Origin of the sequence: Agromyces sp. NPDC058110, assembly GCF_042884735.1 — a bacterium.
Classification (GTDB): domain Bacteria; phylum Actinomycetota; class Actinomycetes; order Actinomycetales; family Microbacteriaceae; genus Agromyces.
Genome location: NZ_JBHVTI010000004.1, coordinates 107,199 through 120,888, shown reverse-complemented (window position 1 = coordinate 120,888; position 13,690 = coordinate 107,199). Strand labels below are relative to the sequence as shown.

The 13,690-nt window shown below is 70.9% G+C and carries 13 protein-coding genes; 12 read left to right on the top strand and 1 reads right to left on the bottom strand.

Going from position 1 to position 13,690, the window contains the following annotated elements:
- Window positions 1-20 precede the first annotated feature (20 nt).
- Genes ACFVS8_RS10795 through ACFVS8_RS10785 form a run of 3 tightly spaced genes read left to right on the top strand, consistent with a single transcriptional unit; the run spans window position 21 to window position 3,010 of the window.
- Complete coding sequence (locus ACFVS8_RS10795; protein WP_387061498.1) at window positions 21-1,208, top strand: sensor histidine kinase; 1,188 nt, start codon at window positions 21-23, stop codon at window positions 1,206-1,208.
- Entirely contained in the window at window positions 1,205-2,365 is a 1,161-nt protein-coding gene (locus tag ACFVS8_RS10790; protein WP_387061495.1) for a hypothetical protein, read from the top strand. The genes ACFVS8_RS10795 and ACFVS8_RS10790 overlap by 4 nt, the downstream gene beginning before the upstream one ends.
- Window positions 2,366-2,395: 30 nt before the next feature.
- Window positions 2,396-3,010, top strand: coding sequence for a thymidine kinase (locus tag ACFVS8_RS10785; RefSeq protein ID WP_387061492.1), 615 nt, complete (start codon window positions 2,396-2,398; stop codon window positions 3,008-3,010).
- Window positions 3,011-3,063: 53 nt separating this feature from the next.
- Here the strand turns inward: ACFVS8_RS10785 and ACFVS8_RS10780 are convergent, their stop codons facing one another.
- Window positions 3,064-3,798: a CPBP family intramembrane glutamic endopeptidase gene (locus tag ACFVS8_RS10780; protein WP_387061489.1), complete on the bottom strand. Its 735-nt coding sequence runs from the start codon at window positions 3,796-3,798 to the stop codon at window positions 3,064-3,066.
- A gap of 93 nt (window positions 3,799-3,891) precedes the next feature.
- Here ACFVS8_RS10780 and ACFVS8_RS10775 point away from each other — a divergent pair, with 93 nt between their 5' ends.
- The 9 genes from ACFVS8_RS10775 to ACFVS8_RS10735 all read left to right on the top strand — a co-directional run bounded on the left by ACFVS8_RS10775 (window position 3,892) and on the right by ACFVS8_RS10735 (window position 13,688).
- Window positions 3,892-5,391 carry a polysaccharide biosynthesis tyrosine autokinase gene (locus ACFVS8_RS10775; protein ID WP_387061486.1) on the top strand — a complete coding sequence of 500 codons (1,500 nt, stop codon included), beginning with the start codon at window positions 3,892-3,894 and terminating at the stop codon, window positions 5,389-5,391.
- Window positions 5,388-6,068 carry a low molecular weight phosphatase family protein gene (locus ACFVS8_RS10770; protein WP_387061483.1) on the top strand — a complete coding sequence of 227 codons (681 nt, stop codon included), beginning with the start codon at window positions 5,388-5,390 and terminating at the stop codon, window positions 6,066-6,068. The genes ACFVS8_RS10775 and ACFVS8_RS10770 overlap by 4 nt, the downstream gene beginning before the upstream one ends.
- The gene (locus ACFVS8_RS10765; protein ID WP_387061480.1) at window positions 6,058-7,011 is read left to right on the top strand and encodes a hypothetical protein; all 954 of its coding nucleotides are present in this window, start codon (window positions 6,058-6,060) and stop codon (window positions 7,009-7,011) included. The genes ACFVS8_RS10770 and ACFVS8_RS10765 overlap by 11 nt, the downstream gene beginning before the upstream one ends.
- Entirely contained in the window at window positions 7,005-8,477 is a 1,473-nt protein-coding gene (locus ACFVS8_RS10760) for a sugar transferase (protein WP_387061477.1), read from the top strand. Before ACFVS8_RS10765 ends, ACFVS8_RS10760 begins: the two co-directional genes overlap by 7 nt.
- Entirely contained in the window at window positions 8,474-9,397 is a 924-nt protein-coding gene (locus tag ACFVS8_RS10755) for a glycosyltransferase family 2 protein (protein ID WP_387061474.1), read from the top strand. The genes ACFVS8_RS10760 and ACFVS8_RS10755 overlap by 4 nt, the downstream gene beginning before the upstream one ends.
- Window positions 9,390-10,202, top strand: a complete 813-nt coding sequence (locus ACFVS8_RS10750; protein WP_387061472.1) for a glycosyltransferase family 2 protein — start codon at window positions 9,390-9,392, stop codon at window positions 10,200-10,202. Before ACFVS8_RS10755 ends, ACFVS8_RS10750 begins: the two co-directional genes overlap by 8 nt.
- Window positions 10,203-10,321: 119 nt before the next feature.
- Entirely contained in the window at window positions 10,322-11,566 is a 1,245-nt protein-coding gene (locus ACFVS8_RS10745; RefSeq protein WP_387061469.1) for a hypothetical protein, read from the top strand.
- Window positions 11,458-12,705, top strand: coding sequence for a polysaccharide pyruvyl transferase family protein (locus ACFVS8_RS10740; RefSeq protein ID WP_387061466.1), 1,248 nt, complete (start codon window positions 11,458-11,460; stop codon window positions 12,703-12,705). Before ACFVS8_RS10745 ends, ACFVS8_RS10740 begins: the two co-directional genes overlap by 109 nt.
- A 260-nt stretch (window positions 12,706-12,965) precedes the next feature.
- Window positions 12,966-13,688, top strand: coding sequence for a glycosyltransferase (locus ACFVS8_RS10735; protein WP_387061464.1), 723 nt, complete (start codon window positions 12,966-12,968; stop codon window positions 13,686-13,688).
- Window positions 13,689-13,690 lie beyond the last annotated feature (2 nt).

The window sequence follows — 13,690 nt, the reverse complement described above, 5'->3', positions numbered from 1 at the left end:
GCACGAGCACGGAGGTCCGCATGACGCTTGGGCTGCCAGGCGACGTCTCGCGTGATTCCGTCGGTCGGGCGATCGTGCACGCGGGTCATGTGGCCGCCTGGGTGTACCTGGGCGTGGGAGCCCTCGTCGCGCTCACCCTGGCATTCGGCGGCCAGGCCAGCGGGTGGATCGCGGCTGGGCTGAGCCTCGTCATGATCGGGCTGCTGTCGATCGTCGCCCTGCACCGCACGCTCGCGTCGACCCTCGTCTACCTCGTCGTCGGAGGTGCGGCGACTGCGTGGATGACCGCGATCGCCATGCGCTCGGGCTACGACCTCGGCACCACCGACAACGCGGTCGTCGCGATCCCCTGCATCGCGCTGGTGCTGGTCGGCGGCTCGGGCTCGGGGTCGGTCATGGCGTGCACCTGGGTCGCCGTCGCGTACGCAGTGGGCCAGTCCGCCGCATTCGTCGGTGCGTCGGCCAGCGGCTCGACCTTCCACATCAGCGTCGCCGCGACCGCGGTCGCCGTGTTCGTGATGCTCGTGCGCACGGTCGACGGGCTGACCCGGCGGTCGGGCCTGCGTCGCCAGGCGGCCCTCGTGCGCGCGAATGCGGCCGTGCGCGAGGCGACCGTGCGGCGCGACCACGAGCTCGAGGCCATCACGCGCCTGCACGACACCGCGATGGGACACCTGCTCGCCGTCGCCTCGAGCGGCTCGGGTCCGGTCGACGAACGGCTGCGCGCCGAGATCCGCAGCGACCTCACGCTGCTCGTCGGCAGGGACTGGGTCGCGCAGCACGGCGAGGAGCAGCGCACCGACGACCCCATCGCGGCCGACGGCATGGCCGTGCTCGACCAGGCGTTCACGATGGCGGCCGACGACGGCCTCGACGTGCAGATGTCGGGCGATCTCGCGGTGCTCGCCATGCTGGGCCCGCAGCGTGCGGCCGAGCTCGACGGGGCCGTCGCCGAGTGCCTGCACAACGTCGCGCGCCACGCCGGGGTCGACGAGGTCGAGATCGTGCTCGGCTCGGGCGGCGGCGAGGTGACCGTCGCGGTCATGGACGTCGGGGCGGGGTTCGACGCCGAACGCGTGCCGGCCGGGCGCCGCGGTCTCCGCGAGGTCGTCGCCCGGCTCGAGCGCGAGGGCGGCTCGGCTCGGGTCTGGTCGGCGATCGGGCTCGGCACAACCGTCGTGCTCGCGATGCCGACGGGGGGCGCATGAGCACCGCGCGCCTCGCTCCGAAGGACATCGACCCGATCGTCGGCCTGACGAGTTCGTCGATCCTGCAGCACTTCGCCGGCGCCGTCGCCACGCTGATCGCGATCATCATGACGATCGTGCACTGGGAGGAGGTGGTCTCGCCGTTCGCGGCGATCCTGGCGGTGCTGCTCGTGAACGTGGCGGCCGTCGCCGCGACCGTCGCAGCCCGGCCGTCGAGGGCTCCCTTCACGCCGGAGCGGCTCTGGGTCGTCGTCGTCGTCGCGCTGGGCGCCGCCGTCGCCGAGTACCTCAGCACCGTCGGCAACGACCGCTACGTCTACGACGACTTCGGGCCGCTCGTGGTCGGCGTGCTCATGATCTCGCTCGCCCCGTACTGCAGTTGGATCACCCTGCTGACCGCCGGAGCCCTCTCGACCGCGGTGCTCGCGGTGCTCGTGGGCGGAGCGGGCGGGCCAGACTGGCACGGGTTGCCCGTCATGGTGATGGTGCTGTTCTACGTGGCGCCGACGGCGGTGGCCAGTGCCGCGGCCGCGGGGTACTCGTGGGCGATCGTGCAGATCACGCTCGCGTGGCAGCGTAAGGCCAATCAGGTGCTGCTGCAGCGCGACGCCGAACTGCGCGCGGGTCTCGCCAGGTCCGACGAGCACGGGCGGGTCGCGGTGCTCCGTCGCGAGGTGCTGCCGTTCCTCGCCACCATCCTCGTGACCGAGCGCATCTCGGTGGCGGATGCCGCGAGGGCCCGCCAACTCGCAGAGGCGCTCCGCTCGACGCTCCGCGACGAGGAGACGTCGACCTGGCTCGCCGACGTCGCCGCGGATCTCGAGCGCAGGCGCGGAATCCCGGTCGAGGTCGTCGAGAACGACACCGCCGTCGCGGCACTGCGCGACGACCAGCGGGCCGCGCTCACGGCACTGATGTCGTGGCTGGCGAGCGAGCACCGTGCGGCGTCGATCCGAGTGCGGGTGCATCGCGAGCAGGCCGACCTCACGCAGGAGCGCACGCTGCTCATCTCGCTCGAGGCCCCGTTCGGCGCCGAGCCGCCGAATCGTCGTGCGATCGAACGCCTCGCGTCGGTCGCCCGTGCTGTCGGGTTGTCGGCGGTCGTCGCCGTCGCAGGGGAGAATGTCACGGTGGAGATTCGTCATGTCAACGGTTGAGATCGGGCGCACGAGAGGCGGCGAGCGCTGATGGCGAAGCTGTACTTCCGCTACGGGGCGATGAACTCGGGCAAGTCGACCGCGCTGCTGCAGGCGGCGTTCAACTACGAGGAGCGCGGGCACACCGTGCTGCTCGCGAAGCCGTCGATCGACACCAAGGGCGACCGCGACATCGTGTCGAGGCTCGGGGTCGTGCGCGAAGTCGACTTCGTCATCGAGCCGACCGCCGCGGTGGGCGCGCTCTTCGAGCAGCGGCGAGCGGTCTCGGCCGCCGAGACCGGCCGCGACGTGAGCTGCCTGCTCGTCGACGAGGCCCAGTTCCTCACGTCGGAGCAGGTCGACGACCTGCTCCGCATCGCGCTCATCGAGGGCATCCCGGTGCTGGCGTACGGCATCCGCACCGACTTCCAGACCGTCGCGTTCCCCGGCAGCCGGCGTCTGCTCGAGGTCGCGCACAGCCTCGAGGAGCTGAAGACGATCTGCCGGTGCGGGCGCAAGGCCATCTTCAACGGCCGCACGATCGACGGCCGGTTCGTGTTCGACGGCGATCAGGTCGCGATCGACGGCGAGACCGTGACCTACGAGTCGCTCTGCGGCGTCTGCTACCTCGAGGAGTCGGGCGGCGTGCTCAACGGCCGCCACTGACGGCGCCCGCCGCCCGAATCGGCGGCTCGCGGCATCCGTCGCCCCTCGAGCAGCTAGGTGAGGATCGCGACCACGAGCATGCCGTTGAACACCATGTGCGCGATGATCGGGCCCGCGAGTCGGCGGGTCGAGGCCGCGAGCGCACCGGCCGCGAGCCCGAACACGAACGCGCCGGCGAAGGTCACCGCGGCGGCGGTCGGCGACAGCGCCGCGCCCTGGGCGAGGTGCGCGAGGCCGAACACGAGCGCGCTCACGACGACGGCGACGGATGCCGCGACGACCGCCCGACCGCCGGTGCGCCGTTCGACGGCTCGCAGCACGAGCCCGCGGTAGAAGGTCTCCTCGATGATGGGGCCGATCAGCACCGGGGCCAGCACGATGCCGAACCAGAACGCGAAGCCGGTCGGCAGCGCGAGCACCCCGCCGTCGAGCGAGGTGCGTCCGGTCCAGCCGAGCTCGAGCACGGTCACGAGCCCGCGCGCGACGAGCCCGAGGCCGATGCCCCAGAGCAGGTCGATCGGGCGGAACCGCAGGCCGAAGTCGGCCGCGAACGAGCGACGGCCGCGCGCGACATCCGCGATGCAGAGCACGATGACGAGCGGCACCCAGACGGCGAGGTAGGCGCCCAGCACCTGCAGCCACTCGTCGAGCACGACGGTGCGGGTGACCCACGCCCAGCCGAGCGAGCAGGCCGCCGCGAGCAGGATTCCGACCGCGGCATCCGTCACTCCCCAGCGCACGGAGGCGCCCCCGCCGCCGCCGGACGTCGGTGTGTCGGTTGTTGACACGCCCCCACTCCGCGGGGCATGTTGAGAGGGTGCCACGGGGCCAAGCGTAACCGTGTCGCGTTTCAGCACGCTGTGGGGACGGGGACTGAACACGTGGAATTGCGCGACTACATCCGCATCTTGCGGCAGAGCTGGGTGCTGATCGCGTTGCTCACGCTCCTCGGCGTCGCCGCCGGCGCCGTCTTCTCGATCGTGCAGACGCCCCTGTACAGCTCGTCGGCGAAGGTGTTCGTGTCGACCTCGAACGGCGGCACGATCGGCGAGCTGACCCAGGGCAACACGTTCACCCAGCAGCGCGTGAAGACGTACGCCGACCTCACCACGACGCCGATCGTGCTGCTGCCGGCGATCGCCTCGCTGCAGCTCGACATGACGAGCGAGGAGCTGGCGCGCGAGGTGACGGCGGTCACCCTGCCCGACACGACCCTCATCGAGATCACGGTCACCGACGTCGACCCCGCGCTCGCCGCCGAGGTGGCGACCGCCGTATCCGAGAGCCTGACGAACGTCGTCGAGGCGATCGAGACGACGGGCGGTTCGGGCGATCCAGCCGGTGCGGAGACCGACGGCTCGACGGAGGAGGGCGCCGAGGCCGCGACGGGCTCGCCCGTTCGGCTGACGCTCGTGCAGCACGCGTCGGTTCCGCAGAAGCCGGTGAGTCCGAACGTGCTGCTGAACATCGTGCTCGGCGGTCTCATCGGCCTGGCGCTCGGCGTCGGCGCGGCCGTGCTGCGCGAGACGCTCGACACCCGCATCCGCAACGAGCGCGACCTCGAGCAGGTCACTGACACCCCCGTGATCGGCGGCATCGTCTTCGACCCGAAGGCCAAGGACCGCCCGCTCATCGTGCACGCCGATCCGCACTCGCCGCGCGCCGAGTCGTTCCGCGCGCTGCGCACGAACCTGCAGTTCCTCGACGCCGGTCGCCCCGAGCGCTCGTTCGTCGTGACGAGCTCGATCGAGTCGGAGGGCAAGTCGACGACGGCCGCCAACCTCGCCATCGCCCTCGCTGACGCCGGTGCCAGGGTGCTGCTCGTCGACGCGGACCTGCGACGCCCGAAGGTCGCGTCGTACCTCGGCATCGAGGGCGCGGTCGGTCTCACCGACCTGCTCATCGGGCGCGCCGAGCTGCAGGACGTGATCCAGCCGTGGGGCCGGAGCCAGCTGTACGTGCTCCCGGCCGGGCGCGTGCCCCCGAACCCGAGCGAGCTGCTCGGGTCGATGGCCATGGTCGACATCATCTCCGAGCTCAACCGCGCGTTCGACGTCGTGCTCTTCGACGCCCCGCCGCTGCTTCCGGTGACGGATGCCGCGGTGCTGACGCGCGCCGCCGGGGGCGCGATCCTCGTGGTCGCCGTGGGCCGTGCGCACAAGGGCCAGGTCAGGGGCGCCTTCGCGGTGCTCGACAACGTCGACGCGAACGTGTCGGGCATCGTGCTGACCATGCTGCCGACCAAGGGACCCGACGCGTACGGGTACGGCCGCTACGGGTACGGCTACGGGTACGGCTACGGATACGGGTACGCCCCGGCCGAGGAGCCGAGGCGTGAGCCGAAGCAGGAGCCGAAGCAGCAGCCGGTGGCGGGCGCGTGAACGTGCTCGTCGTGTGCACCGGCAACATCTGCAGGTCGCCCGTGGCCGAGCAGGTGCTGACCGCGCGATTGCACGCCGTCGGCCTCGACGGCGTGCAGGTGTCGAGTGCCGGGACGGGGGCGCTCGTCGGCTCCCCGATGACGCCCGAAGCGGCCGCGCTCTCGGTGCGGTACGGCGCCGACCCGTCGGGACACCTCGCCCGTCAGCTGACGGCGTCGCTCGTGCAGGACGCGGATCTCGTGCTCACGGCCACCAGGCAGCACCGCGCGCGGGTCGCCGAGCTCGTGCCGCGCGCCGCTCGCCGCGCGTTCACGTTGCGGGAGTTCTCGAGGGTGCTCGCGCACCTTGCGGAGGAGGGCGAGCTCGACGCCGTGCTCGACCCCGACACGCTCGACCCCGGCGCGCGCGAACCCGCCCGGCTCGATCCCGCCCGGCTCGATCCCGACATGCTGCACGCGGCCGTCGACGAGCGCCTGCGCCGGGTGACCGAAGCCGCCGCACGATCCCGTGGCATCGCACCGCCGCCGCCAGACCCGAACGACGACGACATCCTCGACCCGTACCGCGCGCCCCAGGCGGCCTACGACGAGGCCGGACACGTGATCGACGACGCCGTCGACGCCATCGTGTCCGCGCTCGCCCCGACATCGGTTCCCGGCGGTCGCGGTGGCCCGTAACGCATCTCGGCTCGGCCATCGCGTCTCCGCCCCGTGGGCGGTGGCGGCGATCGTGGTGTTCGTGGTCGTCGACGCGGTGCTCGTGTGGTGGGCGATCGCGTCGATCCGCCCCGAGAGCGCGACGCCGCAGGGCGAGGTGATGCCGACGATCCCGCCGCCCCCGACGACGACCGCAGCGCCGGATGCCGCGACCGCGCCGTCATCGCAGGCTCCGACAGAACAGCCCACGCCGGCTGCCGTGCGACCGGCCGTGCTGATCTCCGCGCTCGACTCGACGACGGCCTACCGAGGCACGACGGGCACCTGCCCTGGCGGGGCGGCCACCATCGAGGTGACCGTCGACGGCGGGGCGACCTGGAGCGCCGGCTTCACCGAGGGGCTGACCGACCTGCAGTCCGTCGAGGCGGTCGACGCCGATCTCGTCACCATGGTGGCGCGCGACCCGGCCTGCGCGATCGGGCGGTACCACAGCTACGTGCAGGGCATCGACTGGGAGGCGACCGGCGAGCTCGAGCCGACCTGGTACCTCGACGGCGACCAGGCCGTCGCCCCGAGCGGGCCGTCGACGGCCTGCGGCGGGCCGGTCGCCGGGCTCGCGGCCTCGTCGGCGGAGTCGGCCGCCGTGCTCTGCGATTCCGGGGCGGTGCTCGTCACGTCGGATTCCGGTGCTACGTGGGGCGAGGCGGCCACGGCGCCCGGCGCGGTCGCGCTCGCCGCAGGGCCGGCCGGATACCTCGTGGCGGTCACGGGCGACGGATGCCGCGGCATCCGCATCGCCGTGATCGACACGGTCGCAGGCGGCTCGCCGTCGACGCCCGGTGCCTGCCTCGACACAGACGCCCGGCCGGGCGACATCGCGATCGACGCCGCCCCCGACGGCACCGTCTGGGCGTGGGCCGGGGGAGTGCTGGCGCGATCGGCCGACGGGGGTGCGACATGGTGATGCGCCGGTTCTACGCCGCGGCCACGATGACCACCTCCGCCTGGTCGTCGCAGCTCGCGCGTCGTGTGCGCATCACCGACCTGCTCGTGCTGCTGTGGGTCGTGTTCGGCACGCAGATCGCGTGGGTCGGGCTCGACTACACGACACCGGGGTTCAGCGGTTCGCGCAGCGACGTCAGCGTCAGCTACACCGTGGTCTCGCTCGTGATCGTCGCCGCGTGGATGATCGCGCTCGAGCTCTACGACACGCGCTCGCCGAGGGTGCTGGGCGTCGGTTCGCAGGAGTACCGCGCCGTCGCGGACTCGGCCCTGCGACTCTTCGGGCTCGTGGCGATCTTCGCGTTCCTCCTGAAGATCGACATCGGTCGCGGGTACGTGCTCATCTCGTTCCCGCTGGGCGTGGTCGTGCTCATCTTCTCGCGGTGGATGTGGCGGCAATGGCTCGGAGTGCAACGTCGCAGCGGGGAGTACTCCTCGCGGGTGCTGCTCGTCGGCTCGATGGACTCCGTCATGGTGATCGCGCGCGAGCTCGAGCGCATGCCGGAGGCCGGCTACCGCATCGCCGGCGCATGCGTTCCGGGCCGGGGCGACGATCACCTGGCCGGCACCGGGATCCCGGTGGAGTACGGAGTCGACCACGCGCTCGCCGTCATGCGGGACTTCGGCGCCGACACCGTCGTGATCACCAGCGCCGACGAGCTCGGCCCGGATCGCGTTCGCGAACTGAGCTGGGGGCTCATCCCGGGGGCCGAGCATCTCGTCGTCGCGCCGAGCCTCATCGACATCGGCGGCCCGAGGATCCGCACCCGCCCGGTCGCCGGCCTGCCGCTCATGCACGTGGAGACGCCGAAGTTCGAAGGCCGCAAGCTCGTCGCCAAGCGCGTGTTCGACCTCGTGGTGGCGTTCGCGCTCGTCGCCGTGCTGTCGCCCCTGCTGGTCGTGCTCGCGATCTGCGTGAAGGCGACCTCTCCCGGGCCGGTGTTCTACCGGCAGGAGCGGGTCGGGCTGAAGGGAACGCCGTTCACCATGCTGAAGTTCCGGTCGATGAGCGACGGTGCCGATGCGCAGCTCGCCGGCCTGCTCGCCCAGCACGGCACCGACACGCAGCCGCTCTTCAAAGTGCGAGACGACCCGCGGGTCACGCGCATCGGGCGGGTGCTTCGCAAGTACTCGCTCGACGAACTGCCGCAGCTGTTCAACGTGCTGCACGGCACGATGAGCCTCGTCGGACCGAGGCCGCAGCGGCGTGCCGAGGTCGAGCTCTACGACCGCACGGCAGGCCGGCGACTGTTCGTGCAACCCGGGATGACCGGGCTCTGGCAGGTGAGCGGCCGCTCGACCCTCTCATGGGAGGAGAGCGTGCGACTCGACCTGTACTACGTCGAGAACTGGTCGATCACCGGAGACCTCGCCATCCTGCTCCGCACGTTCAGGGCGGTCGTCGCACCGGGGCGGGGCGCGCTGTGACCGCGGCGCGGGGGGAGCCCGTGCGTCCGGCGACCGACCTCGACATCGTCATCGTCACCTACGGGCGCAGCGACCTCGTTCGGGCCTGCCTCGACTCGTTCGAAGCCGCCCGACCGTCGGTCGCCACCCGTGTGCACGTCGTCGACAACGACTCGCCCGACGACACGCCCGATATGGTCGAGCGCGAGTATCCCGACGTGCTCCTGACCCGGCGAGCGGGCAACGACGGATTCGCCGTGGCGAACAACGCGGTGCTCCGCACCTCCGAGGCCGCGTACGTGCTGTTGCTGAACCCCGACACGAGGCTCGAGCCCGGCACCGTCGACCACCTCCTCGAGGTGCTCGAACGGGAGCCAGACATCGGCATGATCGGATGCCGCCTCCTCACCGCCGATGGGTCGCTCGACCATGCCGCGAAGCGAAGCATCCCCTCGGTCGCGACCGCCGCCAAGTACTTCGTGCTGAGGGCCGTCGGACGTACAGGATCCGACTACGTCCGGCCCGATGTGCGAGACGACGGGGTGGCCGATGTCGATGCGGTCAACGGCGCATTCATGCTCGTGCGCGGCACGGCGCTCGCCGAGGTCGGCCTGCTCGACGAGCGGTACTGGATGTACGCCGAGGACCTCGACTGGTGCGTGCGGTTCCGCAAGGCCGGGTGGCGGGTCGTCTACGACGGACGGGTCGTCGCCCACCACCTCAAGGGCGGCAGCTCCGACGGCCCGAGGCGCACCGCACTGAACTACCAGTTCCACCGGAGCATGGCGCTCTTCTACCTGCGGCACCTCCGTTCGAACACGACGGTCCTGGACGTGCTCGTGGTGGCCGCGATCTGGGCCAGGTTCGGGGTCTCGACGGTGCTGAACGGCGTGAACCGCGGCGTGCGGGGCCTTCTGAGAGCCGGGGATGCGCATGGCTGATGCCGTCAGCGTCATCATCCCGACGTACAACCGCAGGCACGTCGTCGGGCGGGCCATCGAGAGCGTGCTGGCGCAGACGGTACCCGTGGGCGAGGTGATCGTCGTCGACGACGGCTCGACGGACGGCACCGCGGCGTACCTCGAGTCCCTCGCTGCAGCGGACTCCCGTATCCGGCTCGCTGCCGCGGGGCACGGTGGGGCGGCCGCTGCGCGCAACCTCGGCATCGGCCTCGCCACCGGCGGGCTCATCGCCTTCCAGGACAGCGACGACGAGTGGGAGCCCGACTTCCTCGAACGCCTGCTCCCGCACGTCGCCGGCCGTACCGATGTCGTCGCGTTCGTCTCGCACCGGGTGTTCTTCCGCGACGGATCGAGCGAGGTCGTGCCGGCCGCTCGTATCGAACGACCCGAGCGGGAACTCCTCCTCCGGAGCATCGCGTCGACGCAGACGATGCTGCTGCCCGCCCAGCTCGCCCGCGACAGCGGATTCGACATCGGGCTGCGGCGGTTCCAGGACTGGGACCTCTGCCTGACGCTGCTCGAGCGTGGGGTCACGTTCGTGCACGAGCCATCCGTCTCGGCGAAGCTGTACCGTCTCGACGACAGCATCTCGGAGGGGAGCACGTCGATCCGGTCGGCCAGCCTGCGACGCATCCTCCATCGGCACCGGTCGCTGTTCCTCCGTCACCCCGCGGCACTCGGCCGCCTCATCGCACGCGCCTACCTCCGACCCGGCGTGGGGTCGAAGGGCGCGGTCGGGACCGATCCGACGGGCTCCCGGGTCGAGCGGGGAGCGACCACGTGAGCACCGCGCAGGCGAGAAGCGTCCACACCTCGGGCGGGGGCCGGACATCCGGCGGCGCTCGGATGCCGGTGAGCGAGGCTGCGCCGGAGACCGCACTCTCGCGACGGGCAGCGGCCGGCGTGACGGTCTCCGTGGCGATCGCCGTCATCGGCGCTCTGCTGAGCTACAAGATCGACGGCAGGTTCGCACTCTCGAACGTCGCGCAGATCGGCGCCCTCGTCGTGCTGCTGGCCTCTGTACCTCGGCTCCTGCGCGGACGGGACATCCTCTTCGTGCTGCTGGGCCTCGCGGGGGTCCTCCTCGCCGCCATCCTGGTCTCGAACGTCTACACCTACCGGATCGCCCCCGAGTTCACGGCCTACTACCTGCTCGTCGTCGTCTGGCTGATCGGCATCTACCGCACCAGCCGTGCGGCCGGCGGCACTGAGGCGGTCGCACGCGGGTTCCGCTGGGCGATCCCGATCGTGCTCGCATACCTGATGGTGCAGCTCGCCGTCGACCTGTCGGGCGGCACGGACCGTCGACGGCTCGGTTTCGACGACAAGTCGCATGCGTCGGTCTACGCGTGCTTCCTCGCATTCGCCTCGCTCCGCTTCCTCCGCGGACGTTCACGACTGCTGATCTCGCTCGCCTTCTTCGTGGTGGCGTTCCTGACCATCTCGCGCCTGCCCTTCGTGTTCGCGCCGGTCTACCTGATCGCCTTCGTCGTCGAGTACCGCAAGGTCAGGGCGGAAGCGAAGACCCCGCTCGAGGTGTATTTCGCGCACCTCACGCTCGCGGGCACCATCCTGACGCCGCTGATCCTCGCTGCGCAGGCCGCTGGATTCTTCCGTTCGTTCGACCGGGTGTTCGGCTCCGGCGACTTCACGAACGCCTCGACGACCGCGCATCTCCTGCTGCTGAAGTACGCCGCGGAGCTCAAGATCGAGAATCTCGGCAACTTCTTCTTCGGCGTCACTCCCGGCGGGTTCGCCGGCGTGCTGTATCGGAGCCGGATCGACGTCAGCCAGTTCGCGAGCATCGATCCGCCGGGCTACGAGAAGCTGATGGAAGGCACGGCCCCGATGCATTCGAGCCTCGGATCCATCCTGCTCGAATTCCCGATCTGGGTGTCGCTCTCGTACCTGGCCATGGTCGTGTGGGCGGTCATCCGGCTCCGCCGGAATCGCGAGTGGGTCATGCTGTCCTTCCTGGTCGGGTTCTTCGCCGCGACGCTGTTCTACAGCAGCCAGACCGAGCTGTACTTCTGCGTCGCGTGGACGGCCGTCATCGCGCTGGCCGCAAGCCCTCGCCCTCCCGATCCGGTCGACGCTCCGAACATTCGGATGGCCGGAGCGGGTTCGAGCAAGGGTGCGCGCCGGTGAGCGCGAACGCCGTCGCGGAGACAACCGGGCATGTCGCCGAGACTCCGACGACCGCTGTCCATGTGTGGCTGAGCGGTCAGGCCGACAACGTCGGGGACTCCGTGCTCCGTCGCGTCTACGCGAACGAGCTCCGTTCAGCCGGGCGACTCGTCGTCTGGGCCGGCGATCCGCGTTCGGGGTATGCGGCCGGCCTCCGCCTCCACCCCGACGAGGCGTCTCCCGGATTCCTCTCCTGGTGGCTGAGCGTTGCTCGAGCGGCAGTCGGGCGCGGTGGGATCTTCGCCTTCAACGCGGGCGAGTTCGTGCCCACCCGGCGCTACTTCGCCGGTGTCGTGTCATTGCTCCCGCTGCTCGCCGTGCATCGGATGCGCGGCGGGCGGATCGTGTGGGTCGGCGCGGGGGTCCGACGGACCCTGCCGGGGTTCACGTGGCCGTTCGCCCTGCTTGCGCAGTGGAGCGACCTCCTGCTCTGGCGGGACGCCAGATCGGTCGAATTGATGGGTCGAGGCGGGACGATGCCCGACTGGGCGTTCGGATCCGGGCAACCGGCGGTCGTGCAGGCCGATGATGGAGCTCGATCTCTCCCCGGCACTACTGGAGCACCTGGCCGGGATCTTCTCGCCGTCTCCCTCCGCGGGGATCGGCCCGCCCCGAGCGAGCGATGGGTCGAGGCCGTGCGCGGCCTCGCACACCGCCTCGGGCTGACACCGATCGTCGTGGTGCAGGTGAAGCGGGACGCCACGGCAGCGCACGACCTCGCCGGGCGGCTCGACGCCGAGGCCGCCGAATGGGCGACCGACGACCATTGGGCCCAGGAACTGCGCGTTCGAGACGTGTACCGGCGTTCGCGCGTCGTGCTGTCCGACCGCCTCCACGCGCTCGTCATGGGTGCGACCGAGGGAGCCGTGCCGCTCGGATGGTGCGAGTCGAGCAACGAGAAGATCGCGCGTCACTTCGACCAGATCGGCGCGTCATGGGTCGGGGCCGACGCGCGCGACCCGACGGAACGGCTGGGCGAGCTCGACCGCGATCGACTCGACGACCTCGGCGTGGCCACCGTCGCGATCGTCGACGATGCGCGCGGTCAGTTGGCCGACGTCGGCCGTCGGCTCGCCGAGATCGGGGCGGTTCGTCGATGATCCGAGTCCTCCACAGTCTGGCCGCACCCGATGGCACGACCCGATACGTCGACCACATGATCGGGAGTGCGACGACGGACGTCGAAGTCCTGACGTTCTCGTGGCGGCGGGCACTGCTCGGCCGATACGACGTCCTCCACGTCCATTGGCCCGAATACCTGGTGCGGCATCGCACGCGGGCGGGGTCCGCTGGCAAGGCGATGGCGCTCCGGCTCCTGCTGGCACGGTTGCGGATCACGCGGACTCCGATCGTGCGAACCGTGCACAACGTGGCACCGCACGAGTCGGGCGCCGCCGGCGAGGAGCGACTGCTCGAGAAGCTCGATGACCGAACGACCGTGTGGATCCGGCTGAACGAGACCACGGACGTCCCGGAGGGGAAGGAGTGGGTCGACATCCCGCACGGCCACTACCGGTCGGTGTTCGGCGCAACCGACCGGGCTCCGGTCCCCGGACGGATGCTCCAGTTCGGTCTCCTGCGCCCGTACAAGGGCGTCGAGGCGCTCATCGCCGCCTTCTGTCGAACCGACGACGCGGCAGCCAGCCTGCGGATCGTCGGGAAGCCGTACTCGGCGGAGTACGGCGAGCACATCGTGTCGCTGTGCGCGAACGATCCGCGCATCACCACCGAGCTCGACTTCGTGCCGGATTCCGCGCTGGCAGATGAGGTCCGCGATGCCGAACTGGTCGTGCTGCCGTACACCGAGATGCACAACTCGGGCGTGATCCTCGTGTCCCTGTCCCTCGACAGACCGGTGCTCGCCCCGCGGACGCGTGTCAACGAGGCGCTCGCCGCCGAGGTCGGCCCGGGGTGGATCCACTTCTTCGACGACGCGCTCGGCCCCGAAGTGCTCGTTGAGACGCTGCACGCGGTCCGCACAGGATCCGGGGCCCCGGTGCCCGATCTGTCGGCTCGTGACTGGGAGGTCGTGGGACTCCGACATCGTGACGCCTATCGGCGGGCGCTCCAGAGGGCGAGGTGACG